28 protein-coding genes are annotated in these 24,753 nt (G+C 62.5%); 7 read left to right on the forward strand and 21 right to left on the reverse strand.

The annotated features are described in order from the left end of the window. Positions 1-104: 104 nt before the first annotated feature. The 4 genes from BVH03_RS23475 to BVH03_RS23490 all read right to left on the reverse strand — a co-directional run bounded on the left by BVH03_RS23475 (position 105) and on the right by BVH03_RS23490 (position 2,088). Complete coding sequence (locus BVH03_RS23475; RefSeq protein WP_075963428.1) at positions 105-923, reverse strand: M48 family metallopeptidase; 819 nt, start codon at positions 921-923, stop codon at positions 105-107. Between the two features lie 68 nt (positions 924-991). Then, positions 992-1,609 (reverse strand): SOS response-associated peptidase, encoded by a 618-nt coding sequence (locus BVH03_RS23480; protein ID WP_075963429.1) that lies wholly within the window; start codon positions 1,607-1,609, stop codon positions 992-994. A 36-nt stretch (positions 1,610-1,645) separates the two neighbouring features. Further along, on the reverse strand, positions 1,646-1,906 hold the full coding sequence (locus BVH03_RS23485; protein ID WP_075963430.1) for a DUF2007 domain-containing protein: 261 nt from the start codon (positions 1,904-1,906) through the stop codon (positions 1,646-1,648). After that, the gene (locus BVH03_RS23490) at positions 1,906-2,088 is read right to left on the reverse strand and encodes a CPXCG motif-containing cysteine-rich protein (protein WP_075963431.1); all 183 of its coding nucleotides are present in this window, start codon (positions 2,086-2,088) and stop codon (positions 1,906-1,908) included. The genes BVH03_RS23485 and BVH03_RS23490 overlap by 1 nt, the downstream gene beginning before the upstream one ends. 145 nt (positions 2,089-2,233) lie before the next feature. On the opposite strand from BVH03_RS23490, the gene BVH03_RS23495 reads away from it, so the two are divergent. Then, the gene (locus tag BVH03_RS23495) at positions 2,234-3,397 is read left to right on the forward strand and encodes a 1-acyl-sn-glycerol-3-phosphate acyltransferase (RefSeq protein ID WP_075963432.1); all 1,164 of its coding nucleotides are present in this window, start codon (positions 2,234-2,236) and stop codon (positions 3,395-3,397) included. A 57-nt stretch (positions 3,398-3,454) separates the two neighbouring features. On the opposite strand, the gene BVH03_RS23500 is transcribed toward BVH03_RS23495, so the two are convergent. Continuing rightward, positions 3,455-4,039: a YajG family lipoprotein gene (locus BVH03_RS23500; RefSeq protein ID WP_075963433.1), complete on the reverse strand. Its 585-nt coding sequence runs from the start codon at positions 4,037-4,039 to the stop codon at positions 3,455-3,457. 143 nt (positions 4,040-4,182) lie between these two features. On the opposite strand from BVH03_RS23500, the gene BVH03_RS23505 reads away from it, so the two are divergent. Both BVH03_RS23505 and mqo read left to right on the forward strand, forming a co-directional pair. Beyond that, positions 4,183-4,377, forward strand: coding sequence for a hypothetical protein (locus BVH03_RS23505; protein ID WP_075963434.1), 195 nt, complete (start codon positions 4,183-4,185; stop codon positions 4,375-4,377). Between the two features lie 480 nt (positions 4,378-4,857). Further along, the gene (mqo, locus tag BVH03_RS23510) at positions 4,858-6,360 is read left to right on the forward strand and encodes a malate dehydrogenase (quinone) (RefSeq protein ID WP_075963435.1); all 1,503 of its coding nucleotides are present in this window, start codon (positions 4,858-4,860) and stop codon (positions 6,358-6,360) included. A 316-nt stretch (positions 6,361-6,676) separates the two neighbouring features. Here mqo and rpoS read toward each other — a convergent pair whose 3' ends face one another. The 7 genes from rpoS to ispF all read right to left on the reverse strand — a co-directional run bounded on the left by rpoS (position 6,677) and on the right by ispF (position 12,592). Continuing rightward, positions 6,677-7,687 (reverse strand): RNA polymerase sigma factor RpoS, encoded by a 1,011-nt coding sequence (gene rpoS, locus BVH03_RS23515; protein WP_075963436.1) that lies wholly within the window; start codon positions 7,685-7,687, stop codon positions 6,677-6,679. A 109-nt stretch (positions 7,688-7,796) separates the two neighbouring features. Further along, positions 7,797-8,615, reverse strand: a complete 819-nt coding sequence (locus BVH03_RS23520; protein ID WP_075963437.1) for a peptidoglycan DD-metalloendopeptidase family protein — start codon at positions 8,613-8,615, stop codon at positions 7,797-7,799. A 91-nt stretch (positions 8,616-8,706) separates the two neighbouring features. Then, a complete protein-coding gene (locus BVH03_RS23525; RefSeq protein WP_075963438.1) occupies positions 8,707-9,636 on the reverse strand; it encodes a DUF368 domain-containing protein in 930 nt (309 codons plus the stop codon). A gap of 22 nt (positions 9,637-9,658) precedes the next feature. Then, positions 9,659-10,294, reverse strand: coding sequence for a protein-L-isoaspartate(D-aspartate) O-methyltransferase (locus BVH03_RS23530; protein ID WP_168175671.1), 636 nt, complete (start codon positions 10,292-10,294; stop codon positions 9,659-9,661). Positions 10,295-10,323: 29 nt separating this feature from the next. Then, positions 10,324-11,076 carry a 5'/3'-nucleotidase SurE gene (surE, locus tag BVH03_RS23535; protein WP_075963440.1) on the reverse strand — a complete coding sequence of 251 codons (753 nt, stop codon included), beginning with the start codon at positions 11,074-11,076 and terminating at the stop codon, positions 10,324-10,326. Then, positions 11,064-12,122, reverse strand: a complete 1,059-nt coding sequence (truD, locus tag BVH03_RS23540; RefSeq protein ID WP_075963441.1) for a tRNA pseudouridine(13) synthase TruD — start codon at positions 12,120-12,122, stop codon at positions 11,064-11,066. The genes surE and truD overlap by 13 nt, the downstream gene beginning before the upstream one ends. Continuing rightward, positions 12,119-12,592 carry a 2-C-methyl-D-erythritol 2,4-cyclodiphosphate synthase gene (ispF, locus tag BVH03_RS23545; protein WP_075963442.1) on the reverse strand — a complete coding sequence of 158 codons (474 nt, stop codon included), beginning with the start codon at positions 12,590-12,592 and terminating at the stop codon, positions 12,119-12,121. Before ispF ends, truD begins: the two co-directional genes overlap by 4 nt. Positions 12,593-12,841: 249 nt before the next feature. On the opposite strand from ispF, the gene BVH03_RS23550 reads away from it, so the two are divergent. Then, complete coding sequence (locus BVH03_RS23550) at positions 12,842-13,399, forward strand: Dps family protein (protein ID WP_075963566.1); 558 nt, start codon at positions 12,842-12,844, stop codon at positions 13,397-13,399. Between the two features lie 174 nt (positions 13,400-13,573). Here BVH03_RS23550 and fghA read toward each other — a convergent pair whose 3' ends face one another. Together fghA and BVH03_RS23560 are read right to left on the reverse strand one after the other, a co-directional pair. Further along, on the reverse strand, positions 13,574-14,419 hold the full coding sequence (gene fghA, locus BVH03_RS23555) for an S-formylglutathione hydrolase (RefSeq protein WP_075963443.1): 846 nt from the start codon (positions 14,417-14,419) through the stop codon (positions 13,574-13,576). A 59-nt stretch (positions 14,420-14,478) separates the two neighbouring features. Next, positions 14,479-15,591: an S-(hydroxymethyl)glutathione dehydrogenase/class III alcohol dehydrogenase gene (locus tag BVH03_RS23560; protein ID WP_075963444.1), complete on the reverse strand. Its 1,113-nt coding sequence runs from the start codon at positions 15,589-15,591 to the stop codon at positions 14,479-14,481. A 123-nt stretch (positions 15,592-15,714) separates the two neighbouring features. On the opposite strand from BVH03_RS23560, the gene BVH03_RS23565 reads away from it, so the two are divergent. Continuing rightward, positions 15,715-16,602, forward strand: coding sequence for a LysR substrate-binding domain-containing protein (locus tag BVH03_RS23565; protein WP_075963445.1), 888 nt, complete (start codon positions 15,715-15,717; stop codon positions 16,600-16,602). A 137-nt stretch (positions 16,603-16,739) separates the two neighbouring features. Next, complete coding sequence (locus tag BVH03_RS23570; RefSeq protein ID WP_256574804.1) at positions 16,740-17,054, forward strand: HPF/RaiA family ribosome-associated protein; 315 nt, start codon at positions 16,740-16,742, stop codon at positions 17,052-17,054. A gap of 15 nt (positions 17,055-17,069) precedes the next feature. Here BVH03_RS23570 and ispD read toward each other — a convergent pair whose 3' ends face one another. The 5 genes from ispD to BVH03_RS23595 form a co-directional block, all read right to left on the reverse strand. Next, the gene (gene ispD / locus BVH03_RS23575; protein WP_075963446.1) at positions 17,070-17,780 is read right to left on the reverse strand and encodes a 2-C-methyl-D-erythritol 4-phosphate cytidylyltransferase; all 711 of its coding nucleotides are present in this window, start codon (positions 17,778-17,780) and stop codon (positions 17,070-17,072) included. Further along, positions 17,777-18,055: a cell division protein FtsB gene (ftsB, locus tag BVH03_RS23580; RefSeq protein WP_075963447.1), complete on the reverse strand. Its 279-nt coding sequence runs from the start codon at positions 18,053-18,055 to the stop codon at positions 17,777-17,779. Before ftsB ends, ispD begins: the two co-directional genes overlap by 4 nt. Positions 18,056-18,212: 157 nt before the next feature. After that, complete coding sequence (gene eno / locus BVH03_RS23585; RefSeq protein WP_075963448.1) at positions 18,213-19,502, reverse strand: phosphopyruvate hydratase; 1,290 nt, start codon at positions 19,500-19,502, stop codon at positions 18,213-18,215. Between the two features lie 141 nt (positions 19,503-19,643). Continuing rightward, complete coding sequence (gene kdsA, locus BVH03_RS23590) at positions 19,644-20,489, reverse strand: 3-deoxy-8-phosphooctulonate synthase (RefSeq protein WP_075963449.1); 846 nt, start codon at positions 20,487-20,489, stop codon at positions 19,644-19,646. A gap of 3 nt (positions 20,490-20,492) precedes the next feature. Then, positions 20,493-22,082: a CTP synthase gene (locus BVH03_RS23595; protein ID WP_256574805.1), complete on the reverse strand. Its 1,590-nt coding sequence runs from the start codon at positions 22,080-22,082 to the stop codon at positions 20,493-20,495. Between BVH03_RS23595 and BVH03_RS27055 the strand changes: the two genes are divergently transcribed. Beyond that, the gene (locus BVH03_RS27055) at positions 22,009-22,194 is read left to right on the forward strand and encodes a hypothetical protein (RefSeq protein ID WP_236101343.1); all 186 of its coding nucleotides are present in this window, start codon (positions 22,009-22,011) and stop codon (positions 22,192-22,194) included. The genes BVH03_RS23595 and BVH03_RS27055 overlap by 74 nt on opposite strands. Before the next feature lie 222 nt (positions 22,195-22,416). On the opposite strand, the gene tilS is transcribed toward BVH03_RS27055, so the two are convergent. Together tilS and BVH03_RS23605 are read right to left on the reverse strand one after the other, a co-directional pair. Continuing rightward, positions 22,417-23,727, reverse strand: coding sequence for a tRNA lysidine(34) synthetase TilS (gene tilS, locus BVH03_RS23600; protein ID WP_075963451.1), 1,311 nt, complete (start codon positions 23,725-23,727; stop codon positions 22,417-22,419). A gap of 75 nt (positions 23,728-23,802) precedes the next feature. Continuing rightward, positions 23,803-24,753, reverse strand: a complete 951-nt coding sequence (locus tag BVH03_RS23605) for an acetyl-CoA carboxylase carboxyl transferase subunit alpha (protein WP_075963452.1) — start codon at positions 24,751-24,753, stop codon at positions 23,803-23,805.

The raw sequence follows: 24,753 nt of genomic DNA on the forward strand, positions 1-24,753 counted from the left end.
TTGTGACAGGGCCAACGCAGAGCACGGCGTTGGCCTCGGGCAACGCGGCTGACCCGCTACCCAGCTGATGCACGCGCCCTGGCAGCAGGTCATCGCTCCCGTGATCAGCCTTTGCCGGCTTGCTGATACAGCGGCATGACCTTCGGAATGGCAGCCTGCAGGGAGGCGATGCGGCTCGACGAGGACGGGTGCGTGCTCATGAACTGTGGCGGCTCTCCTTCGCTGGCCTTGGCCATTTTCTCCCACAGGCTGATCGCTGCGTTGGGGTTGTAGCCGGCACGGGCAGCGAGTTCGATGCCGATCAGGTCAGCTTCGTTTTCGTTGCTGCGGCTGTTGGGCAGTGTCATGCCATAGTTCACCGCTGCATCGGCCAGCGCCATCTGGTCCGAACTCACACCCAGCAAGGCAGCAGCACCCTGCTTGGCCAGGTTCACGCCGTAGGCCTTGGACATCGCCTCGCGGCCATGCTCACGCAGGGCGTGAGCGATCTCGTGGCCCATGACTGCGGCGATTTCATCGTCGGTAAGCTCCAGCTTCTCGATGATGCCGGTGTAGAAGATGATCTTGCCGCCAGGGCCGCAGTTGGCATTCAGCTCGGGGCTCCTGATCAGGTTTACCTCCCACTGCCATTGAGCCGCATCCGGGCGAAACAGCGGAGCCTGCTTGATCAGGCGGTCGGCGACACGCTGCAGGCGCTTGGCCTCGGCGCTGTTCTTGTCCAGCGCGCCCTGGTTCGAGGCTTCCTGCAGCGTCTTCTGATAAGACTGGGCGTACATCTGGTTGACCTCATCGGTCGACAATGCGCTGAACATGTATTGCTTGCGCTCGACGCCGACCGATCCACCACTGGTGGTGTTGACGGCTTGGCATCCTGCCAGCAGCAGAGCCGCAGTCAGCGTGGTAATGGACAACGACGGTTTCATGCTGGATCTCCCTGGTAACTGTGCAAGGTATGCTAGGGGCTGCCCCTATTTCAGCGCAAGCCAAAGCCTCAGGCAGGCGTCAGACACTCCGGCCCGTCGAGCGTCGGGTCATTGACCAGATTGCTCAATACTCGTTCGCGCAGCGCTGTCGGCTTGGCGACAAGCAGCGTCTGCAGCTCCTCGAGTGGTGTGTCGGCGGCCAGCCAGCGTTGCCGCTGCTCGGCATCGAGAATCAATGGGCGGCGTAGCGTCGCGGCTGCCTGGGTGATCATGGCGGTGCTCAGGTAAACATGGCCCTCTACCGGATAGGCTTCCCAGACCGCAGCGAAGTACAGCAGCGAATCTTCGCCACTCACCCAGTACGGCCGTTTGCGCGCCGCGCCGCGCCACTCATAGAAGCCGTTGGCAGGAATGAGGCAACGGCGCAGGCGAAACGCGTCGCGAAACATCGGCTGTTCGGCGAGGGTTTCGGCGCGGGCGTGGGCCGGGGTTTTCGACAGATCCTTCAGCCAGGCGGGAGTCAGCCCCCAGCGCGCCCGCGTCAGCGGCGGCGGCTCATGCTCGCTGCGCAGCACGAGTACCTGGGAGCCAGGCGCCAGATTCCAGTGCGGCTGCTGGTCAGCAGGAAAACCTGGCTGCGCCGCGAAGGCAGGCGTCCAGCGAAACAGCGCAAAGCGTCCACTCATGAAAGACTCATCAGGATGGGTGGGCGCACCCGCTGCTCAACACAGCAGCACGCCCTGAGGGGGATCCGGCTCGTCACCGGGTAGCGGTTGCGCGCCATTGTACTCGGCGATCAACCAGCGGGCGCGCTCGGCGTCGCCGTCTTCCACCAGCATGCCGAGCAGCCCGCACGCCGGCAGCTCGCCCACCGCGCCGGCCAGATGGGCGCCGACCAGATGCGCCTGGATGCCCTCGCTGGCGAGCATGGCCTTCAGCAACTCGCCTTCCATCAGGTTCTGGGGCTCGTAGACTCGTTTCATCAATCGTTCTCCCCGCGCACGTCCAGATGCCAGCTCTGCCCGTCGGTTTCTAGCAGAAAGACGATGGGCCTGCAGCATACCGGGCAGTCCTCGATGTAGTGCTGATCGCCGGCCGACAAGTCCAGTACCGCCTCGACGGGCTCGCCGCAATAGGGGCACTGATAATCCTGGGTTTCCAACATGGGGCGCCTCCGTGTGACTTGCAGGGTATAATGGGTGGTCTATCACTGCTCCCAAAGTTGCTTCACGCTGTATCGGCGCGTAATCACGGCACGGGGCGCAGCGCATTCCACCTTTCAATCGCAGCGATAATCACAAGAGATCATGATGGGCGAATTCGACAGCATCCGACCCTACGCCGACGCGGAAATTCCAGCGGTTCTGGCGCGCCTGTTGGCCGACGATGCGTTTCTCGACATCCTTACCCAATTTCGCTTTCCGCGCATGGCTGGCCCGTTTGGCTGGTTGCTCAAACCTCTTATAGCCCATCGACTGCGGTCACAGTTCCGCCACATCGATTCGGTTCGCGCATTGCAGGAATCCATCGAGCCGTACATCGACCGCACCGTCGAGCATGCCACCGATGGCGTGACCTATTCGGGCGTGGAAACATTGAAGGCTGGCAGCCCGTACCTGTTCCTGGCCAACCACCGCGACATCGTCATGGACCCGGCATTCGTCAATTACGCCGTTTACCATGCCGGCCTGCAGACGCCGCGCATCGCCATTGGCGACAACCTGCTGCAGAAGCCCTTCGTCAGCGACCTGATGCGCCTGAACAAGAGTTTCATCGTGCATCGCTCGATCACCGGCCGCCGCGAAAAGCTCGCGGCTTACCAGCTGCTTTCGGCTTACATCAGCCATTCGATCCGCCAGGATGGCGAGTCGATCTGGATCGCCCAGGCCGAAGGCCGCGCCAAGGACGGTGATGACCGCACCGATTCGGCAATCCTCAAGATGTTTCATATGAGCCGCAAGGACGAGCCGTTCGCCGACGTCATCGCCAGCCTCAAGCTGACTCCGGTGTCGATCAGCTACGAGTACGATCCCTGCGACCAGGCCAAGGCCCGCGAGCTGTTCACGCGCGCAACCACAGGCAGCTACACCAAGCAACCGGGCGAGGATGACAAGAGCATTGGCCTGGGCATCACCGGTTACAAGGGCCGTGTCCACGTGCACTTCGGCGACCCGATCACCAGCGGTTTCGAGGACGCCAAACAACTGGCCGCCCTGACCGATGCGCAGATCCTTACCGGCTACCGCCTGTTCCCCGTGCACTACCTGGCGTACGCCATGTGGAGCGAGCGCGATCCGCAACTGCAAGTACCAACGGCCGACACGCTGTTCGACGCCGCCGAGCTGGCTGCTGCGCGAGAGCAATGGCAGCAGCGCCTGGCCCGTTGCCCAAGCGAGCAGCAACCCTACCTGATACTTCAGTACGCGACGCCGGTGCGCAACCAATACCGCGTCAAGGCCGGGCTGCCACTCTGATCAACAGCCGATGAAAAAGCCCCGACATGTCGGGGCTTTTTCTTGTCTACCGTCAGCTCACTGACCGCTGAGAATCTGCCCCAGAGTCGGGTCCTTGAAGGTGCGGGTCAGGGCATCGCTGAGCACGTCGCTGACCAGCTTGGTGTTGGTTTCCTGGTTCGGCGCCATGCCGAAACGCTGGTTCAGCGAAGCGCCATAACGGCCACTGTAACGACGGTTGCTGTTCTGCACATCGGCACGGAAGCTGGCGGTCATGTCGGCCTCGGTCACGTACATGCCTTCCTTGGGCGACTGGTACTTCAGCTCGGCCAGGGTCAGGGTCAGTTGCGGGGCGTTGTAGGCATTGGCCGACGGAGTGAAACCCAGCAGGCGAACGGCGGCCTCGGCCTGAGCCTGCAGCTTGGGCAGCACGTCCTGGCCCGATACGCTGATGGCACTGGTCTCCGGGTACAGGCCGCCGCGGGTGCCCAGTACCGGAGAAGGACGCCCATCCACCACGCGCACCACCACTGGCTGGCCTTGGCCTACGGGAGTCAATGACCCAATCAGCCTGGGCTGTGGGCTAAGCTGTTGCGGGCTGTGGGCACAACCGACAAGAGCCAGACTGATAACGGCAACCAGACCAAACAACAGGCGATTCATACTCGGTTCTCCATGAGAGGCACTTAAGGCTCGCGAAGTATAACGAATCGACCTGTAAACGGTGAGCACGGTTCCACGTCACATTCTTGTTACATGCTGGCGGTATAAGACTTTGGTCGCTTTGCATGAACGGAGCTTGTTTGATGCGCGCACTTCTGCAGAAATTTGCCGCCACCCCGAATCCGAGAATTTACGCCTGCCTGGATGAGCACGGCATCTGCCGTGCATTTCGTCGAAGTGCCCAGCCACCGGGCCCCGCAGGCTGGCACGAGGTCAAGGAGCAGCGTCTGGCATGGCTCGGCGCGCCGTTGCCGAAAAGCGCATTTACCCGCCATTGAGCGTCAGCGCCGGCATCTGCCCACCTCATTGCATGTGCAATAAAAGTCACACGCACCTGATCACTTCCCTCGCTTTCGCCTTATAATCGCGCCCCGATTATAAGGACGCCTCCTGATCGGCATCGCCGTACCGCTGATGCAGTCATGCCATCGGCAACGCCACAGAGAGTCGCCCACTTCGTGCTGCTCGATATCGAAGGCTTTCCTCCATGCGATGGCCGCGTTTTCGCGGAACATCTGCCGGCTGGAACGGCCCAACAGGCACATGAACTTTTGAGGTTCGCGTTCCAAAAGAACGTGAAAAGACGGTTTCAATAACTTCACAAGAGTGTGGCGAACATATGAATCATCTTGCGGCAGGACACGGCGACCTCCTCCCGTTATCCCAATCCTCAATACAGCTCGGCAACCGCTGACAGGCGCCTTTGACGCCCAGGCCGACGGCCTATGACTGGACGCTGATTATTTGGAGATGTGGTGATGGCGCAGAACGATTACGAAGCTGTAGATGTGGTGCTGGTCGGTGCCGGCATCATGAGCGCAACGCTGGCGGTGCTGCTCAAGGAGCTCGACCCCGGCATCAAGCTGGAGGTCGTCGAGGCGATGGACTTCGGTGCGGCGGAGAGTTCCAACCCGTGGAACAACGCGGGTACTGGTCACGCCGGCCTGTGCGAACTCAACTACACCCCCGAGTCTGCCGACGGTTCCATCGATATCAAGAAGGCGGTGAGCATCAACGCCCAGTTCGAGGAATCCAAGCAATTCTGGGCCTACCTGGTCAGGAAAGGCACCTTCGGCTCGCCCAAGTCCTTTATCAATCCCGTTCCGCACTTGAGCTACGTCCGTGGCCAAAAAGGCATCGACTACCTCAAGAAGCGCTTCGAGGCGCTGCATGTGCACCACGCTTTCGAAGACATGGTGTACAGCGAAGATCGCGCCACCATGAGCGAATGGATGCCGCTGATGATGCCTGGCCGTGACCCGAACGAGCCCATTGCAGCAACCCGTGTAGCCAACGGTACCGACGTCAATTTCGGCGCACTCACCAAGAGCCTGCTCGACCATCTGGTTCAGCAGAACGAGGCTCGGGTAACTTTCAACCAGCGCGTTACCGACCTCACTCGCAACGAGCACGGCTGGCGCGTGAGCACCAAGGATCAGAAGAGCGGCAATCACCGCCAGATCCAGGCGCGCTTCGTGTTCCTCGGCGCTGGTGGCGGCGCCCTGCCCCTGCTGCAGATGTCCGGCATCGCCGAAGGCAAGGGCTTTGGTGGCTTCCCGGTCAGCGGCCAGTGGCTGCGCTGCGACAACCCGGAAGTGGTGAACCAGCATCAGGCCAAGGTGTACAGCCAGGCTGAAGTTGGCTCGCCACCCATGTCGGTGCCGCACTTGGACACGCGCGTGGTCGACGGCAAGAAATCACTGCTGTTCGGGCCTTATGCCGGTTTCACTACCAAATTTCTGAAGAAGGGCTCGTTCCTCGACCTGCCAATGTCGGTGCGCCTGAACAACATCGGCCCGATGCTGGCGGTGGCCCGCGACAACTTCGACCTGACGCGTTACCTGGTCAAGGAAGTCATGCAGTCCCAGGAGCAGCGCCTGGATACCCTGCGCGGCTTCTACCCGCAGGCCAAGGCCAGTGACTGGCGCCTGGAGATTGCCGGCCAGCGCGTGCAGATCATCAAGAAGGACGCCAAGAAAGGCGGCATCCTGCAATTCGGCACCGAGCTGGTGGCTGCTCAGGATGGCTCCATTGCCGCCCTGCTTGGCGCTTCCCCGGGCGCCTCGGTGACCGTTTCGATCATGCTCGACCTGATCCGCCGCTGCTTCCCTGAGCAATCGGCGTCGGTCGAATGGAGTAGCAAGCTGAACGAGATGTTCCCGGTACCCGCGGCGACGCTGGTCAGTGACGCCGAACAATACCGCGCCGTTCAGGCTCAGTCGGATAAGCTGCTGCAGCTGCGAGATGCCCTGCCGGCCTGATCAAGGCCTGTCGAAGACGGCGCCCGCGTGGCGCTGTTTTCATTTCTCCGTCCAAGAACCTGTTCACGATCTTCATGCGCCTGAAGCGGCAACTACAAGGCAGCTCGCCGAGCTACTGTGGGAGCGCACCATGCGCGCAAAAAATCGCGAGCGTCCTCACCCGCTCCCACAGGCGCTGCACCGATGTACGCCCGCGCCACCTGGCGGCCAAAATTGGTGAACCTGGGCCGAAAGATCATGAGCAGGCGCTAGAGGCCCGAGACGATAAAAAAGCCAGTCAGCAAGCTGACTGGCCGAGGGCCTGGCAGGCCGGGTGTTACTGGAACAGCGAGTCGGCGGAAAGGCCGTTCTTCTCGAGTATCTCGCGCAACCGCTTGAGTGCTTCGACCTGAATCTGCCGCACGCGCTCACGTGTCAGGCCGATTTCCTGGCCAACCTCCTCGAGCGTGCAGCTTTCGTGGCCACGCAGGCCGAAGCGTCGCACGACCACCTCGCGTTGCTTCTCGGTCAGCTCCGACAGCCATTGGTCGATGCTCTGGGACAGATCGTCGTCCTGCAGCAACTCGCAAGGATCCGTCGGGCGATCATCGGTAAGGGTGTCGAGCAGCGTCTTATCGGAGTCTGGCCCCAGGGACACATCCACCGAAGACACGCGCTCGTTGAGGCCGAGCATGCGCTTGACCTCGCCAACCGGTTTTTCCAGGAGGTTGGCGATTTCCTCCGGGGAGGGTTCGTGATCGAGCTTCTGGGTCAGCTCCCGCGCAGCGCGCAGGTAGACGTTGAGTTCTTTGACGACGTGAATGGGCAAACGAATGGTGCGGGTCTGATTCATGATCGCCCGTTCGATGGTCTGCCGGATCCACCAGGTGGCATAGGTGGAGAAGCGGAAGCCGCGCTCCGGGTCGAATTTCTCGACGGCACGAATCAGGCCGAGATTGCCCTCTTCGATCAGGTCCAGCAGTGACAACCCGCGGTTCACGTAGCGACGGGCAATCTTTACCACCAGCCGCAGGTTGCTTTCGATCATGCGCTTGCGCCCGGCGGGATCGCCCTTCTGCGCCAGACGCGCGAAGAACACCTCTTCTTCCGGGCTGAGAAGTGGCGAGAAGCCGATTTCGTTGAGGTACAGCTGCGTGGCGTCGAGCGCCCGGGTGTAGTCGATGTACTTGTGCTGCTTGCTGCCGCTAGGCTGTTTGGCCTTGCTCCGCGTGGCGACCTTGGCAGTGGCCGCCTTGTCGTCAGCCTCGTCAAGATCGATGTCCGGCTCCATCAGGAGCACTTCGTCATCGATGTCAAACTCCGGCGCTGCCTTGGTATTGAGTGCCATTTTATTGTTCCGTCCCTTGCTGAGTTCGACCAGCAAGCTCCGATGTGCACTTATCCTTGGCAACATCGGAGCCCGTCCATCCCACGCGAGCGGGCGAACGAGCGACAGATCAACGACGTGGCAGGTATTGCATTGGATCTACAGGCTTACCCTGGCGGCGAATTTCGAAGTGAAGCTTCACCCGGTCAGTTCCCGTGGAACCCATCTCGGCAATCTGTTGCCCGACTTTGACCTGCTGCCCCTCACGTACCAGCAGCCTGCGGTTGTGGCCGTAGGCACTCACGTAGGTATCGCTGTGCTTGATGATCACCAATTCGCCGTAGCCCCGTAACCCACTCCCGGCGTAGACAACGGATCCTCCAGACGCAGCAAGGACAGGCTGTCCCAATTCACCTGCTATATCAATGCCTTTATTCAAACTACTGTTTGAGGAAAAACGGCCGATAATCGCACCACTCGCCGGCCACGCCCAGCCTGCTGCAGAACGCTGCACCGGCTCCACAGGGGTGGTGGCAGGTGTCGTCACGATCGGTGTTATCGGACGAGTGGTGGTTTGTGCCGGAGGTGCCTGTACTGGCGTGGAAGCCCGACTGGGCGTGGTCACGACGGGCCTCGAGGCAGGAGGCGCGGAGGCGGTGACGGGCCTGCCCGAACTGCCGGAACCGAAACGAATCACCTGGCCGATGCGGATCATGTACGGGGGCGCGATGGCGTTGTGCGCAGCCAGTGCTTTCCAGTCCCAGCCGTAGCGGAAGGCGATCGAGTAAAGTGTGTCCCCACGTTGCACTCGGTACTGGCCAGAGGTGACCGGCTGGCGCTGCGAAGCAGCGTTATTGCGATCGACGACCTGCACACCACCCGATGGCGAACTGGCGCAGCCGGCCAGCAGCGCACCCACGGCGGTCATCACCAACAGGTTGCGCAGCATGCCCGAGGAACGATGTCCTTGTTTGGCTGTGGAACTCACCCCAATCTCCCCTGCAGACGGCCCCGAGCAACCGGTAACAAGCGCCGAGACGTCATACCTCTTCAACCTGGCGGCGTCGCGCCAGCCACTCGACGCCCAATACCAGAGCAATGGCGCACAGGCTCAGCACGATGGCCAGCAGCAGTTGCGCATCTTCGCCGCTCACCTCGGCAAACTGCCATGGCAATAGATTGACCTGCTCGAGTGGAAACGATTCACCATGACGATTGGTTTGCCATGTCAGGGTCTGTTTCCAGGGCCAGACCTTGACCAGCGAGCCGAGCATCAGGCCGGCCAGAAAGGCCATGGTCAGGTCGCGCATGTTGGCGAGCAGCCAGCTCAGTACCTTCGAGAAGGTCAGCAGACCAAGCAGGCAACCGGCGCAGAACACCGCCAGCACGGCCAGATCGAAATTCTTCACCGCCCCAAGCACTACCGGATAAAGTCCCAGCAGCACCAGGATGAAGCTGCCCGAGATACCCGGCAGGATCATCGCGCTGATGGCGATGGCACCGGCGAAGAACAGCATCAACGGGTCGGCGGACAGTTGCATGGGCACTGCCAGGGTAATCCACAATGCGAATGCCAGGCCGACGGCAAAGCCGATCAGCCGGTTACCGCGCCAGGCCTGCACCTCGCGCCCCACCAGGTAGACGGACACCAGTACCAGCCCGAAGAAGAACGCCCAGAGCGGCACCGGGTGCTCGTTCATCAGGTAGCTGATGGCCCGCGCCAGGGTGAAGATACTGCTGAGAATGCCCAGCAGAACCACCAGCAGAAAGCTGGCATTGCAAGCCTGCCACGCCGCGGCGATGCGCCCGCGCACGAGCAGCATCAAGGCCTGGGGCATGGCGGCGAACGAGGCGAGAAGCTTGTCGTATATACCGGTGATCAGGGCAACGGTGCCGCCGGAGAAACCAGGCACCACATCGACCGCGCCCATCGCCATTCCTTTGGTATACAGCAGCAAGGTCTTCTTCATGCATCCTTCCGTTCGATTCGAGTCAGGCCAGCGGGCCGTTAAGCAGGGGCACGAACCGTACTGCGTCGAGTACGTGCCGAGAGAAACCCTGTTCCTCGCGAATGATCAATAACAGTTGCTGAACGTCACCTGAACCGACGGGAATCACCAATCGGCCGCCTGGAGCCAGCTGATCCAGCAGCGCCTGGGGCACTTGCGAGGCGGCAGCAGTGACGATGATACCGTTGTAGGGCGCCAGGGCCGGCCAGCCTTCCCAGCCATCGCCCCAGCGAAAGACCACGTTGCGCAGGCTGAGTTTGACCAATCGTTCCTTCGCCCGTTCCTGCAGCCCCTGAATGCGCTCGACGGTGAACACTCGCTCGACCAGTTGCGCCAGGATGGCCGTCTGGTAGCCGGAGCCCGTGCCGATTTCCAGCACCTTGTCCAGCGGGCCGGCAGCGAGCAATAGCTCGCTCATGCGCGCCACCATGTAGGGTTGCGAGATGGTCTGGTTGTGGCCGATCGGCAGCGCGGTATCTTCATAGGCGCGATGAGCCAGGGCTTCGTCGACGAACAGATGACGTGGCGTGCGCCTGATCACCTCGAGCACGCCGGCGTTGGACAAGCCTTCTTCATAGAGTCGCTGGATCAGGCGTTCGCGCGTGCGCTGCGAGGTCATGCCAATCCCGTGGCGGTCATGCTCCCGATTCATGTCATCAACCCCTCCAACCAGGGTTTGAGGCGGTTGAGTCCATCCTGATAGGTGCGGTCGAGCTGCAGCGGTGTGACCGACACGTAGCCTTGCATGACGGCGTGGAAGTCGGTGCCTTCGGCGCCATCCTCGACATCCCCGGCGGCAGCGATCCAATAACCGGCCTTGCCTCGCGGGTTGACGTCCTTCACCGGCGCGGCGGCGCGGGCACGGTGGCCCAGGCGGGTCAGTTGCACGCCACGGATACGGTCGAGCGGCAGGTTCGGCACGTTGACATTCAGCACCGTGCGCGGCGGCAGGTCGAGCTGTTCGTGAGCCTCGACCAGCTTGCGGGCGAAGTGGGCCGCGGTGGGCAGATTCTCGGCCGAACGGGAGACCAGCGAAAAGGCGAATGCCGGGCGCGCCAGAAAGCGGCCCTCGAGCGCGGCGCCGACGGTACCGGAATACAGCACGTCATCGCCCAGGTTGGCGCCCATGTTGATGCCCGACACGACCAGATCCGGCACATCGGGCAGCAGCCCGTTGATGCCCAGGTGTACGCAATCGGTGGGCGTGCCATTGAGGCTGATGTAGCCATTGGCCTGGGTGCAGGGGTGCAGCGGGCGATCCAGGGTCAGCGCGCTGCTGGCGCCACTACGGTCGCCGTCAGGGGCGATCACCGTGCAGTCGGCGTAATCAGCCAGCGCAGCGTGCAACGCGGCGAGGCCCGGTGCGGCCACGCCGTCATCGTTAGAAATCAGAATACGCATGGGTTGTCCGTCTGCCCTACCGGCAAAAGCTCGACGATTTCGCGCACCAGAGCGGTGGCGAAACATCCAGCCGGCAGGACGAATTCCAGTTGCAGAATGTCAGGCTCGGGATAATGCCACGTCAAACCGCTAATGGGGAGGCGCAGGATACGCCGTTCGTGCGCCATGTCCGCTTGTGCGAGCCAGTGCGTCAGCTGTGCCTCGGCAGTGGCGACACGCTGCTCGAGATCGCCCGTCGCGCCCTGCGCAGGCGAAGCGCCTTCGCCCCACAGAGGCCCGGTGGGATGCAGATCGAGCGCATCCAGGCGCGGATCCTCGCATTCGGCCTCGCCAGCGGCGAAAAAACTGCGGCTGTCGGTGAACGCCAGAAGATCGCCAGGCAGCGCCTGGTTCCAGGTGCCGGCTGCAACGCGCTCGGCCAGCACCTGGTTGAACACGAAGCTGCGCGCCGCCGAGAGCACCCGCGAACGCACGTTACGCTTTTCCGGCAATTCACCGCGCTCGGCGAAATGCCGGGCATGGGCCACGTTGCCGCCCTCGAAACCAAAGCGCTGGGCGCCATAGTAGTTGGGAATGCCCTGCTCGCGAATGATGTGCAGGCGCTGATCCAGGGTGGCCTTGTCGGCCTGCAACCCGGTCAGGCGCAGAGTGAAGCCATTGGCGGCATGGGCACCGCGCTGCAGCTTGCGGGTATGTCGCACCTGCCTGAGGATCGCCAAGGTGTCGTCCTGAGCCGCCGTCAGGTCGGGATCCTGCTTGCCTGGCAGGTGCAGGCTGAACCATTGCCGGGTCAGCGCCTGTTTGTCCTTCAAACCGGCGTAACTGATCATCCGGACCGGCACACCAGCTGCGCGCGCCAGGCGACGCGCAGCATCCTCGGTATTCAGCCCGCGCTTCTCGACCCACAGCCACAGGTGCTCACCCACCCCGGACAGCTCGATGTCGAGCACCTCGTCGACCTGAAAATCCTCGGCGCTGGCCTTGAGCATGGCATGCCCGCAGGGATTGCCGTGGGCGCGCGGGCCGAGCAATTGCATTTCCGTCATGCGCTGACCAGCAGCGCGACCGCGTGTACGGCGATGCCTTCCTCGCGACCGACGAAGCCCAGCTTCTCGGTCGTGGTGGCCTTGACGTTGACCTGATCGAGCTCGACCTGCAGGTCCTCGGCGATCAGCGCACGCATGGCCTCGATGTGCGGCGCCATCTTCGGTGCCTGGGCTTCGATCGTGGCGTCGACATTGCCCACCTTAAAGCCCTTGGCATGTACCAGGCCGAGCACATGACGGAGCAGCACGCGGCTGTCGGCGCCCTTGAAGTTCGGGTCGGTGTCGGGGAAATGCTTGCCGATGTCACCCAGCGCCACGGCGCCAAGCAAAGCGTCGCTCAGCGCGTGCAGCACCACGTCGCCATCGGAATGGGCGACCAGACCGAACTTGTGGGGAATGCGTACGCCGCCCAGGGTGATGAAATCCCCGTCGCCGAAGCGATGCACATCGTAACCATGGCCGATCCGCATGAGCCGTTGCCCTCGCAAAAAGGTCGATTCTACCCGAAAGCGCGAGACGAAGCGGGCTTGCCCGGCGAGCGAGGAGGCCATGAGCCTGGAAACCTCCGGCCGCCGGCGATCTGGCGGCTAACGCGGCGCTGTCAGCGGGTACTAGGCTGCACACCGCGAACGGGCTCCGATGAAAAACGTGGGAATGTTTTTGCGCTTGCAGGAGTCGACAAGGAGTAACAGAGACTTCCCGCAACCATGGAGAACATCATGGCCGTCGCAAAGAAACCGGCAGTAGCTAAACCCAAGGCAAAAACAGCACCGAAAACCGCAGCGTCGAAACTCAAGGGCGATGGCCTGAGTATCAACACCAGCGTCGATCGTGGCGCCCGCGAAAAAGTCGCCGAGGCTCTGACCAAGGCAGTGGCCGACAGTTACACCCTGTACGTGAAGACGCTGGGTGTGCACTGGAACGTGCAGGGCGGCAATTTCTATGGCCTGCACAAGCTGACCGACGAGCAGTACAACGAGCTGCACCAGGCTGCCGACGAAATCGCCGAGCGCATCCGTGCGCTGGGCAAGTTGGTGCCGACTGGCGGGGAAACCTTCCGCGCGCTGACGGTGATCGACAACGAGGCGCCCCACGGCACCACGCCGCAGATGATCAAGCAACTGGTGCTGGACAACGAGACCGTTGCCCGACGCATGAGCGAGTTCGCGGAGCTGGCCGAAGAGGCTGGCGATCTGTTCACCCACGACATGCTGGTGGCGCGCATCGGCGTGCATGAGCAGAACGCCTGGATGCTGCGTTCCAGCCTGGGCGAATAACCGTCCGATGGTACAGAAAGGGCGCTGCGGATACGATCTGCAGCGCCCTTTTTCCATGCTTTCACTATCGCTTCGCGCGCATGGCGCGCTCCCACACGATGAGCGGGAACCTGAGGGAGCGAGCCGGGACGCCTAGTTCATACCCGCGAAAGCCCCTCCTGTCGAAGAACTACTTCAGCCAGCCAACGCCTCGGCATGATGGCGCAGATGATCCTCTATGAAGCTGGCGATGAAGTAATAGCTGTGGTCGTAACCCGGCTGCAGGCGCAAGTCGAGCGGATGCCCCGCCGCTTTGGCCGCCGCCTCGAGAGCCTTGGGTTTGAGCTGGCCATCGAGAAAATCGTCGCGGTCCCCCTGGTCGACCAGAATCGGCAGCTTCTCCGAGGCCTCAGCGATCAGCACACTGGCATCCCATTCGCGCCAGCGCGAACGGTCCTCGCCCAGGTAGTTGCTGAAGGCTTTCTCGCCCCACGGGCAATTGACCGGATTGGCGATCGGTGAAAACGCCGAAACCGACCGATAGCGCCCCGGGTTCTTCAGCGCGCAGATCAGCGCACCATGGCCGCCCATGGAATGACCAGCGATTGCGCGTTTGTCCGAAACGGGGAAGTTGGCCTCGATCAGCGCCGGTAACTCCTGCACGACATAGTCGTACATGCGGTAATGACGGGCCCAGGGCTCCTGGGTGGCATTGATGTAAAAGCCGGCGCCGAGGCCGAAGTCATAAGCGCCATTGGCGTCATCCGGCACGCCCTCGCCCCGCGGGCTGGTGTCTGGCGCGACGATGATCAAGCCCAACTCGGCGGCCATGCGCTGGGCACCGGCCTTCTGCATGAAGTTCTCGTCGGTGCAGGTCAGGCCGCTCAGCCAGTACAGCACCGGCAACCTGGCGCCCTGCTCGGCCTGGGGCGGCAGATAGACGGCGAATACCATGTCGCAGTTGAGGCTGGAAGAGCGATGCTTGTAGCGTTTGTGCCAGCCGCCGAAGCTCTTGTTGCTGGATACGATTTCCAAAGTCATGACAAATCCTCACGGGCGGTGGACAAGCCGTCCTGCAACGGCGTTGCCCACCCTACTGATCAGTAGTGAATGACGGTGCGGATGCTCTTGCCTTCATGCATCAGGTCGAAGGCCTCGTTGATCTTGCCCAGGCCCATGGTGTGGGTGATAAAGGTGTCCAGCGGAATCTCGCCGCTCTGCGACTTCTCGACGTAGCTCGGCAGTTCGGTACGGCCTTTGACGCCCCCGAAGGCGCTGCCGCGCCAGACGCGACCGGTCACCAGTTGGAACGGGCGGGTGCTGATCTCCTGGCCAGCGCCGGCCACACCGATGATCACGCTCTCGCCCCAGCCCTTGTGGGCGCATTCCAGCGCGGCGCGCATCAGTTGCACGTTGCCGACGCACTCGAAGCTGTAGTCCACACCGCCGTCGGTGAGTTCGACGATGACGTCCTGGATCGGCTTGTCGTAATCCTTCGGATTGACGAAATCGGTCGCACCCAGCTCCCGGGCCACGTCGAACTTGGCCGGGTTGATGTCGACGGCGATGATGCGCGACGCTTTGGCCATCTTCGCACCAATGATCGCTGCCAGGCCGATGCCACCCAGACCGAAGATCGCCACGGTGGCGCCCTCTTCCACCTTGGCGGTGTTGAGCACGGCGCCGATGCCGGTGGTCACGCCGCAACCAAGCAGGCAGACCTTTTCCAGCGGCGCTTCTTTCGGGATGACGGCCAGGGATACTTCCGGCAGTACGGTGTACTCGGAGAAGGTCGAGCAGCCCATGTAGTGATAGATCGGCTCGCCGTTGTAGCTGAAACGCGTGGTGCCATCGGGCATCAGCCCCTTGCCCTGGGTGGCGCGCACCGAACTGCACAGATTGGTCTTGCCGGACAGGCAGAACTTGCACTTGCGGCACTCGGCGGTGTACAGCGGGATCACATGATCACCGACGGCCACCGAGGTCACGCCCTCACCAATGGCTTCAACGATGCCACCGCCCTCGTGGCCGAGAATCGACGGGAACACGCCTTCGGAGTCTGCACCGGACAGGGTGTAGGCGTCGGTGTGGCACACGCCGGTGGCGACGATGCGCACCAGCACTTCGCCGGCCTTTGGCGGCTCGACATCCACTTCGACGATTTTCAGCGGCTCATTCGGGGCAAAGGCTACAGCGGCGCGCGACTTGATCATGTTTCGGCTCTCCTGATGAATTGCGATGGCGACGAGTGTAGTTGAGCCAACGATTGAGATAATCAGGCAGAATGCAAAACATTATTGCTCTATAGGGATAATCACCATGTCGCGAGTGATGCCGTGAATCGCTGGGAAGGGCTCGACGAATTCGTCGCCGTGGCCGAATGTGGCCAGTTCACGGCAGCGGCAGAGCGCCTGGGCCTGTCATCCTCACAAGTGAGCCGGCAGATCGCCCGCCTCGAGGAACGCCTGCACACCCGCCTGTTTTACCGCACCACACGCAAGGTCGCCTTGACCGAGGCCGGTCAGACCTTTCTGCAACACTGCCAGCGTCTGCAGGATGCTCGCGAAGAAGCGCTGAACGCCATCGGCGATCTGGGCAGTGAACCCAAAGGCTTGTTGCGCATGACCTGCGCAGTGGCCTACGGCGAGCGCTTCATCGTGCCGCTGGTGACGGCGTTCATGGCGCGTCACCCGCGGCTCTCCGTGGAAGTGGAGCTGAGCAATCGCACGCTCGACCTGGTGCAGGACGGTTTCGACGTCGCCATTCGCCTGGGTCGCCTGCAGGACTCGCGCATGCTGGCGACCCGACTGGCGCCAAGGCGCATGTACCTGTGCGCGTCGGCAGACTACCTGCAACGCTACGGGCGTCCGCACAGCCTGTCGGAACTGGCTCGGCACAATTGTCTGATCGGCAGCAGCGACGTCTGGACCTTCCAGCTCGAAGGCCGCGAAGCTTCGCAGCGGATCAATGGCAACTGGCGCTGCAACAGCGGCCAGGCCGTTCTGGACGCTGCCCTGGCCGGGCTCGGTCTGTGCCAGTTGCCGGATTACTACGTCCTCGAGCATCTGCGCAGCGGCGCCCTGGTTTCGCTGCTCGACAATCACCAACCGCCCAACACCGCGGTGTGGGCGCTGTATCCGCAACAGCGGCACCTGTCGCCCAAGGTCAGGCAACTGATCGACGCATTACGTTACGGTCTCGCCCTGCGCCCGGAATACGCCTGAAAGCCTGATTTCGCGCACGGCGCTCATAGAATGTCACAACCGTCTGCGAACCCTGCCGGTGAGGTTCCGTCGTAATCCATGAGGCCCCTGTTCGGGTCGATGCGAACCCCCAGCATGAGGACATGGTTATGCAAGTCATGGTCAACAGCGGAAAGCACGTCGACACCTCAATGGCATTTAAGACTGACATTCGCAGTCGAGTGCGCGACAAACTCCAGCGCTACGAAGAGCATCTCACCCGGGTGGAAATCCACCTGTCGGACGAGAACGCCCTCAAGAGCGGCCCCCAGGACAAACGCTGCAAGGTCGAAGCACGGATGAAGGGGCGCGACCCGATGTCGGTTTCCTATGACGCCTGCGAACTGCAGCAGGCCATCGACGGCGCCATGAACAAGCTGACATCGGTGCTGGAACGCAACATCGGCAGGAATGCCAAGAAGTGGATTCACTGAACCCCAGACGGTGACTCAGTGGCGGCCTCGCCAGAGGCGCTCCAGGTAATGCAAGTCTTCCGGGCGGGTAACCTTCAAGTTGTTCGCCCGGCCTTCGATCAGCCGCGGCGAATGCCCGGCCCACTCCATCGCCGAGGCTTCGTCGGTGACAACCACATCCGACACCAAGGCTTCAGCCAGCGCCTGATGCAGGGCACCGAGACGGAACATCTGCGGTGTATAGGCCTGCCAGATAACCGAACGATCAATGGTCTCACGCACGCGGCCATCGCTACCCACACGCTTGAGCGTGTCGCGGGCCGGCACGCCGAGCAGCCCGCCCACGGCATCGTTTGCCAGCTCAGCGAGCAGCAGGTCGAGGTCGGCTTGCGCCAGGTTGGGCCGTGCGGCGTCATGCACCAGCACCCAGTCCTGCTCGCCGGCGCCCAGCTCGGTCAAGCGCAACAGGGCGTTGAGCACCGAGTCGGCGCGTTCGGCACCGCCGGCGGCCGTATGGATTCGCCCGTCACGGGCGCACGCGAGCGATGGCCAGAAGGGGTCGTCTTCGGCCAGGCTGACCACCACGCCACGCAGGCACGGATGATCGAGAAAACAGTGAAGGGTGTGCTCCAGAATGCTCTTGCCGGCCAGTTGCAGATACTGCTTTGGCCTGTCGGCACGCATGCGGCTACCGATGCCGGCGGCCGGAATCACCGCCCAGAACGACGGCAGATCAGGTTTGTTCATTCAGCCAACTGATAGAGGGTTTCGCCGTCCTTGACCATCCCCAGCTCATGGCGGGCACGCTCCTCGACGGTTTCCATACCTTTCTTCAACTCCATCACCTCGGCTTCGAGGATACGGTTGCGTTCGAGCAGGCGTTCGTTTTCGCCCTGCTGATCGGCAATGTTCTGCTGAAGCTCGGTCACCTGCGCCAAGCTGCCCTCGCCCACCCACAGGCGATACTGCAGGCCTGCAAGCACGAGGATCAGAACGAGAAATAGCCAGTAAGGACTACGCATGGCAGGTGAGGCACTCGGGTAGGAAGGGGTCGCTGCGACGGACATCCGTGGATTCTCCCTGCGTCATCGATATCCGGCAAGGCCGCCAGCGAAACCGGCGGTGCTCCAGAGAAGCCCGCGCGGCGGCAGATGTTCATCTGCGCCGCGCGACCCCGACTCAGTCGCGGAACTCGCCGCGACCGCGGTACGGCGCCTTGGCACCCAGTTGCTCTTCGATACGCAGCAGCTGGTTGTACTTGGAAACGCGGTCGGAGCGGCACAGCGAACCGGTCTTGATCTGACCAGCGGCAGTACCAACGGCCAGGTCGGCGATGGTGCTGTCTTCGGTTTCACCCGAACGGTGCGAAATCACCGCGGTGAAGCCGGCTGCCTTGGCCATCTGGATGGCTTCCAGGGTTTCGGTCAGCGAGCCGATCTGGTTGAACTTGATCAGGATCGAGTTACCGATGCCCTTGTCGATGCCTTCCTTGAGGATCTTGGTGTTGGTCACGAAAAGGTCGTCGCCGACCAACTGAACCTTGGCGCCGATCTTGTCGGTGAGGATCTTCCAGCCAGCCCAGTCGGACTCGTCCAGGCCGTCTTCGATGGAAATGATCGGGAAGCGCTCGGTCAGGCCCTTGAGGTACTCGGCGAACCCTTCGGCATCGAACGATTTACCTTCGCCGGAGAGGTTGTATTTGCCGTCTTCGTAGAACTCGGAGGCCGCGCAGTCCAGGGCCAGGGTCACGTCGCTGCCCAGCGTGTAGCCAGCATTGGCCACGGCCTCGGCGATGGCGGACAGGGCGTCTTCGTTGGAAGCAAGGTTCGGCGCGAAACCGCCCTCGTCACCCACTGCCGTGTTCAGGCCGCGAGCCTTGAGCACCGCCTTGAGGTGATGAAAGATTTCGGTACCCATGCGCAGGCCGTCGGAGAAGGTCTTGGCGCCGACCGGCTGCACCATGAACTCCTGGATGTCGACGTTGTTGTCGGCGTGCTCGCCGCCGTTGATGATGTTCATCATCGGCACCGGCATGGAGTACTGGCCCGGCGTACCGTTGAGGTTGGCAATGTGCGCGTACAGCGGCAGGTCCTGATCCTGGGCGGCAGCCTTGGCAGCGGCCAGGGACACGGCGAGGACGGCATTGGCGCCCAGCTTGGCCTTGTTCTCGGTGCCATCGAGCTCGATCATGGTCTTGTCGAGGGCTTTCTGGTCGACCGGGTCTTTGCCCAGCAGTGCGTCGCGGATCGGGCCATTGATGTTGGCCACCGCCTTCAGTACGCCTTTGCCCAGGTAACGGCTCTTGTCGCCATCACGCAGTTCCAGCGCTTCGCGCGAACCGGTGGAGGCACCAGACGGCGCACAGGCGCTGCCAACGATGCCATTGTCGAGGATTACGTCCGCTTCCACGGTGGGGTTGCCACGGGAGTCGAGAACCTCACGACCCTTGATGTCGACGATCTTTGCCATTCTTGTAAGCTCTCCAGAAGTTATCGAAAAAGCACTGCAGCATTCGGCGCCCACCACCGGCCATGCTCGATAGCGGTAAGGCGGACATACAAACCCGGACAACAGGCCGGGCGGTGGAACAGGCGGAACCGGAAAACGCCATCAGGCGGTTTCGATCGGTTCCTGACTCTTGATCAGATCATCCAGTTGCTTGAGCTGAGCGAGAAAGGGTTCCAGCTTGTCCAGGCGCAGCGCACAAGGGCCGTCGCACTTGGCGTTTTCCGGATCCGGATGCGCTTCGAGGAACAAGCCCGCCAACCCCTGACTCATACCGGCCTTGGCCAGCTCGGTGACCTGGGCGCGACGGCCGCCGGCGGAGTCCGCTCGGCCGCCCGGCATCTGCAGGGCGTGGGTAACATCGAAGAACACCGGGTATTCGAAGGCCTTCATGATGCCGAAGCCGAGCATGTCCACCACCAGGTTGTTGTACCCGAAAGAGGAGCCGCGCTCGCAGAGGATCAACTGATCGTTCCCGGCTTCGACACACTTGGCGAGAATATGTTTCATCTCCTGGGGAGCGAGAAACTGCGCCTTCTTGATGTTGATCACGGCACCAGTCTTGGCCATCGCGACGACCAGGTCGGTTTGCCGGGACAGGAAGGCCGGCAGCTGGATGATGTCGCAGACTTCGGCCACCGGCTGCGCCTGGTCGGGTTCGTGAACGTCGGTGATCACCGGCACGCCGAAGGTCTTCTTCACGTCCTCGAAGATCTTCATGCCTTCTTCCAGGCCAGGGCCACGGAAGGACGTCACCGAAGAGCGGTTGGCCTTGTCGAAGCTGGCCTTGAAAACATAAGGGATGCCGAGCTTGTCGGTCACCCGTACGTATTCTTCGCAGGCCCGCATCGCCAGATCACGGGACTCCAGCACGTTGATGCCGCCGAACAGCACGAAAGGCTTGTCGTTGGCGACGTCGATCTTGCCGACACGAACGGTCTTCTGTGCCATGGGTCAGACCTTCTTCGCTTGATGGGCGAGCGCCGCGTTGACGAAACCGCTGAACAGCGGGTGACCGTCACGGGGCGTGGAAGTGAATTCCGGGTGGAACTGGCAGGCCACGAACCACGGATGGTCAGCGCTCTCCACCACTTCGACCAGAGCGCCGTCGCCGGAGCGGCCGGTCACCTTGAGACCCGCTTCGATGAGCTGAGGCAGCAGGTTGTTGTTGACTTCGTAGCGGTGGCGATGGCGTTCGACGATCACGTCCTTGCCGTAGCAGGCGTGCACCTGCGAGTTCGGCAGCAGTTGGCAATCCTGGGCACCCAGGCGCATGGTGCCGCCCAGATCGGAGGCCTCGGTGCGCGACTCGGTGGCGCCGGTCGCGTCCTGCCATTCGGTGATCAGGCCGACCACCGGGTGGCCGCTGGCGATGTCGAATTCGGTGGAGTTGGCATCACTCCAGCCCAGCACGTTACGGGCGAACTCGATGACCGCCACCTGCATGCCGAGGCAGATACCCAGGTAGGGGATCTTGTTCTCGCGGGCATATTTGACCGTGGTGATCTTGCCTTCCACGCCACGCAGGCCGAAACCGCCCGGCACCAGAATCGCGTCGACGCCTTGCAGCAGGTCGGTGCCCTGATTCTCGATGTCTTCGGAATCGATGTAGCGCAGGTTGACCTTGGTGCGGTTCTGGATGCCTGCGTGGCTCATCGCTTCGATCAGCGACTTGTAGGCGTCCAGCAGTTCCATGTACTTGCCGACCATGGCGATGGTGACTTCGCTCGAAGGGTTCAGCTTGGCATCCACCACGCGGTCCCATTCGGAGAGATCGGCGCCGCGGCAATCCAGGCCGAAACGCTCGACAACGAAGTCATCCAGGCCCTGGGCATGCAGCACACCCGGGATCTTGTAGATGGTGTCGACGTCTTCCAGGCTGATCACCGCACGCTCTTCGACGTTGGTGAACAGAGCGATCTTGCGGCGCGACGATACGTCGATCGGGTGATCCGAGCGGCACACCAGCACGTCGGGCTGCAGGCCGATGGAGCGCAGCTCCTTGACCGAGTGCTGAGTCGGCTTGGTCTTGGTCTCGCCGGCGGTGGCAATGTACGGCACCAGGGTCAGGTGCATCAGCATGGCGCGCTTGGCGCCCACTTCCACGCGCAGTTGGCGGATGGCTTCGAGGAACGGCTGGGACTCGATGTCACCGACCGTACCGCCGATCTCGACCATGGCCACGTCGGCGTCGCCAGCACCCTTGATGATGCGGCGCTTGATCTCGTCGGTGATGTGCGGGATGACCTGGATGGTCGCACCCAGGTAATCACCACGGCGCTCCTTGCGCAGCACGTCTTCGTACACGCGGCCGGTGGTGAAGTTGTTGCTCTTGGTCATGGTGGTGCGGATGAAACGCTCGTAGTGACCCAGATCGAGGTCGGTCTCGGCGCCATCGTGGGTGACGAATACCTCACCATGCTGGAACGGGCTCATGGTGCCCGGATCGACGTTGATGTACGGATCCAGTTTGAGCATCGTGACCTTCAGGCCCCGCGCCTCCAGGATTGCCGCCAAGGATGCCGAGGCGATGCCTTTCCCCAACGAAGAAACAACACCACCCGTGACGAAAATGAAGCGCGTCATGAAAAACCCTAAGAAGTCAGCAGTGGCGGTCGAGCCGCCGGGGAGCAGAGAAGGCCTTGGTTCACCTTAGCAAACATGGCGAACCATGCCGGCAAATAGCAAACATCCACCGCTTCTGGAAGAAGCAGCGAATACCTGAATAGAGACGGGAGCGTAGTCTACCGGAAACGTGCTGAGGGGGGAAGAACGGCAAGCCAGTGCAGCGCGAAAACGGCTGCCGACAGAATACGGGTTTCGCAGAAAATACCCGCCGAATCAAAACCTTGCATATCGACAGCGAGTTGTTGCGTGATCAGCCTGGCGCAACCGGTCGCACCCACGAGGAAAAGTGCCAACGCAATTCACCGCACGCCGGATCGAGCGGCAAATTGGCGACCGCTACCAACTGGCCATCGCGCCGCAACAGCGGCAGCCGAGGCCGGATGAACTCGGGTATGCCGGCCTCCTGCAGCAAGCGCTTGAGATCACGCCGACCACGGCCCGGAACGTCGAGCACTTCGCCGCCTTGCCGGTAAGCAATGCTCAGCCGCCCATCGGGGACCTGCCCGGCCATTTCGACCATGCCGTTGCCAGGCAGCGGGAGCGGCTGTCGACCATCTGGCCAGGGCTGCTCCTGGCTCTCCCAGGGAGCGCTCCACGCAGCCTCCAGCCACGACAATCGTTCACCATGGCGACGCAGCTCGCCGCTTTCCAGTCGCCAGATTGGCGACGCATCCGCGGCAGCATCGCGCAAATCCGCCCAGCCCTGCCAATGCCGGCTGTCCGGCAGGCGAGTACGGTCGCCCAGCCAGCGCCTGAGCAGATTGCGCTGGCGTGCCTCGGAGAGCTGGCGAAGTATCCGTAAATCGAGGCTGGGGATGCTCAACCATGGAAGACCGAGCGCAGCGTGCGAGCGCTGCAGGTCGATGTCAGCGAGCTCGTCCAGGAGCGCCTGAGCTTCGGCCTGGTGGGCTGCCGCACGGGCCAGCACCGCGCACGCGCCGGGCCAGTGGCCAGCCAGACGCGGCAGGATGTCCTGACGCAGAAAGTTGCGAGCCAAGCCACTGTCGCCGTTCGAAGGATCTTCCACCCAGTGCAGCCCATGACGCGACGCATAGGCTTCCAGCGTCTTGCGAGGCTCGTCCAGCAGCGGCCTGACGGCATGCCCCCGCCCCAGCGGACGGCTATGGGCCATGGCCGCCAACCCTCGCACCCCGGCACCGCGCAACAGACGATAGAGCAGCGTTTCCGCCTGATCATTCTGATGCTGGGCCAGCACCAGCACCTCGTCCGGCACCATCAGCGCGGAAAACGCCGCATAGCGCGCCTCGCGGGCGGCGCGTTCCAGGCTGGCGCCCGGCTCGACCTGCACGTGACGGACGTCCAGGGCGACACCCAGGCTGTCGCACACCTGCTGACAATGCGCAGGCCACTCATCGGCGGCCGCCTGCAACCCATGATGAACATGGATAGCGCGGATGGGTGGCAGATCATGGCGCCGGGCAGCGCTGGCCAAAAGGTGCAGCAGCACCGTGGAATCGAGCCCGCCGGAAAACGCTACCCGCCACAGCGGCGCATGGCGACACGCCGCAAGGCGTGCAAGCACGGCAGATTCAAGAGACATGCAGAGGTCAGTGAAGCGACCCCGCAAGCATGGCGGCCATCGGGGCGATTGGCCTGCTTGCGGGGGGAAGCGGCATCAGGCGATACCGTAGCTCATCAGGCGCTCGTAGCGACGAGCCAGCAGCCCGTCGGTATCGAGCTTGCGCAGGTCCTCGAGCTGAGCGGCCAACGTCTGGCGAATCGATTCGGCAGTGGCGGCCGGATCACGGTGTGCGCCACCCAGCGGCTCGGCGATCACCTTGTCGACGATACCCAGGCCTTTCAGGCGCTCGGCGGTGATGCCCATGGCTTCGGCGGCTTCCGGCGCCTTCTCGGCGGTCTTCCACAGAATCGAAGCGCAGCCTTCCGGCGAGATCACCGCGTAGGTCGAGTACTCGAGCATGTTGAGGTTATCGCACACACCGATGGCCAGTGCGCCGCCGGAGCCGCCCTCACCAATCACGGTGGAGATGATCGGCGTCTTCAGGCGTGCCATGACGCGCAGGTTCCAGGCGATCGCCTCGCTCTGGCCACGCTCTTCGGCGTCGATACCCGGATAGGCGCCCGGGGTGTCGATGAAGGTCAGGATCGGCATCTTGAAGCGCTCGGCCATTTCCATCAGGCGGCAGGCCTTGCGGTAGCCTTCCGGGCGCGGCATGCCGAAGTTGCGGCGTACCTTCTCGCGAACTTCACGGCCCTTCTGGTGGCCGATGACCATCGCTGGCTGGCCATTCAGGCGCGCGACGCCACCGACGATGGCCGCGTCGTCGGAGAAATGGCGGTCGCCATGCAGCTCGTCGAACTCGGTAAAGATGTGCTGCAGGTAATCCAGGGTGTACGGACGCTGCGGATGACGCGCGAGGCGAGCGATCTGCCAGCTGGTCAGATTGCTGAAGATGCTCTCGGTGAGCGTGCTGCTCTTGTCCTGCAGGCGGGCGATTTCGTCGCCGATGTTCAGGGAGTTGTCGTTACCGACCAGACGAAGCTCTTCGATCTTGGCTTGCAGGTCGGCAATCGGCTGTTCGAAATCGAGATAATTCGGGTTCAT

Source organism: Pseudomonas sp. PA15(2017), assembly GCF_001945395.1.
Lineage (GTDB): Bacteria > Pseudomonadota > Gammaproteobacteria > Pseudomonadales > Pseudomonadaceae > Aquipseudomonas.

Coding starts and splice junctions, on each gene's coding strand:
- BVH03_RS23475 (WP_075963428.1), bottom strand. CDS start 923: ATGAAACCGTCGTTGTCCATTACCACGCTGACTGCGGCTCTGCTGCTG.
- BVH03_RS23480 (WP_075963429.1), bottom strand. CDS start 1,609: ATGAGTGGACGCTTTGCGCTGTTTCGCTGGACGCCTGCCTTCGCGGCG.
- BVH03_RS23485 (WP_075963430.1), bottom strand. CDS start 1,906: ATGAAACGAGTCTACGAGCCCCAGAACCTGATGGAAGGCGAGTTGCTG.
- BVH03_RS23490 (WP_075963431.1), bottom strand. CDS start 2,088: ATGTTGGAAACCCAGGATTATCAGTGCCCCTATTGCGGCGAGCCCGTC.
- BVH03_RS23495 (WP_075963432.1), top strand. CDS start 2,234: ATGGGCGAATTCGACAGCATCCGACCCTACGCCGACGCGGAAATTCCA.
- BVH03_RS23500 (WP_075963433.1), bottom strand. CDS start 4,039: ATGAATCGCCTGTTGTTTGGTCTGGTTGCCGTTATCAGTCTGGCTCTT.
- BVH03_RS23505 (WP_075963434.1), top strand. CDS start 4,183: ATGCGCGCACTTCTGCAGAAATTTGCCGCCACCCCGAATCCGAGAATT.
- mqo (WP_075963435.1), top strand. CDS start 4,858: ATGGCGCAGAACGATTACGAAGCTGTAGATGTGGTGCTGGTCGGTGCC.
- rpoS (WP_075963436.1), bottom strand. CDS start 7,687: ATGGCACTCAATACCAAGGCAGCGCCGGAGTTTGACATCGATGACGAA.
- BVH03_RS23520 (WP_075963437.1), bottom strand. CDS start 8,615: ATGCTGCGCAACCTGTTGGTGATGACCGCCGTGGGTGCGCTGCTGGCC.
- BVH03_RS23525 (WP_075963438.1), bottom strand. CDS start 9,636: ATGAAGAAGACCTTGCTGCTGTATACCAAAGGAATGGCGATGGGCGCG.
- BVH03_RS23530 (WP_168175671.1), bottom strand. CDS start 10,294: ATGACCTCGCAGCGCACGCGCGAACGCCTGATCCAGCGACTCTATGAA.
- surE (WP_075963440.1), bottom strand. CDS start 11,076: ATGCGTATTCTGATTTCTAACGATGACGGCGTGGCCGCACCGGGCCTC.
- truD (WP_075963441.1), bottom strand. CDS start 12,122: ATGACGGAAATGCAATTGCTCGGCCCGCGCGCCCACGGCAATCCCTGC.
- ispF (WP_075963442.1), bottom strand. CDS start 12,592: ATGCGGATCGGCCATGGTTACGATGTGCATCGCTTCGGCGACGGGGAT.
- BVH03_RS23550 (WP_075963566.1), top strand. CDS start 12,842: ATGGCCGTCGCAAAGAAACCGGCAGTAGCTAAACCCAAGGCAAAAACA.
- fghA (WP_075963443.1), bottom strand. CDS start 14,419: ATGACTTTGGAAATCGTATCCAGCAACAAGAGCTTCGGCGGCTGGCAC.
- BVH03_RS23560 (WP_075963444.1), bottom strand. CDS start 15,591: ATGATCAAGTCGCGCGCCGCTGTAGCCTTTGCCCCGAATGAGCCGCTG.
- BVH03_RS23570 (WP_256574804.1), top strand. CDS start 16,740: ATGGTCAACAGCGGAAAGCACGTCGACACCTCAATGGCATTTAAGACT.
- ispD (WP_075963446.1), bottom strand. CDS start 17,780: ATGAACAAACCTGATCTGCCGTCGTTCTGGGCGGTGATTCCGGCCGCC.
- ftsB (WP_075963447.1), bottom strand. CDS start 18,055: ATGCGTAGTCCTTACTGGCTATTTCTCGTTCTGATCCTCGTGCTTGCA.
- eno (WP_075963448.1), bottom strand. CDS start 19,502: ATGGCAAAGATCGTCGACATCAAGGGTCGTGAGGTTCTCGACTCCCGT.
- kdsA (WP_075963449.1), bottom strand. CDS start 20,489: ATGGCACAGAAGACCGTTCGTGTCGGCAAGATCGACGTCGCCAACGAC.
- tilS (WP_075963451.1), bottom strand. CDS start 23,727: ATGTCTCTTGAATCTGCCGTGCTTGCACGCCTTGCGGCGTGTCGCCAT.
- BVH03_RS23605 (WP_075963452.1), bottom strand. CDS start 24,753: ATGAACCCGAATTATCTCGATTTCGAACAGCCGATTGCCGACCTGCAA.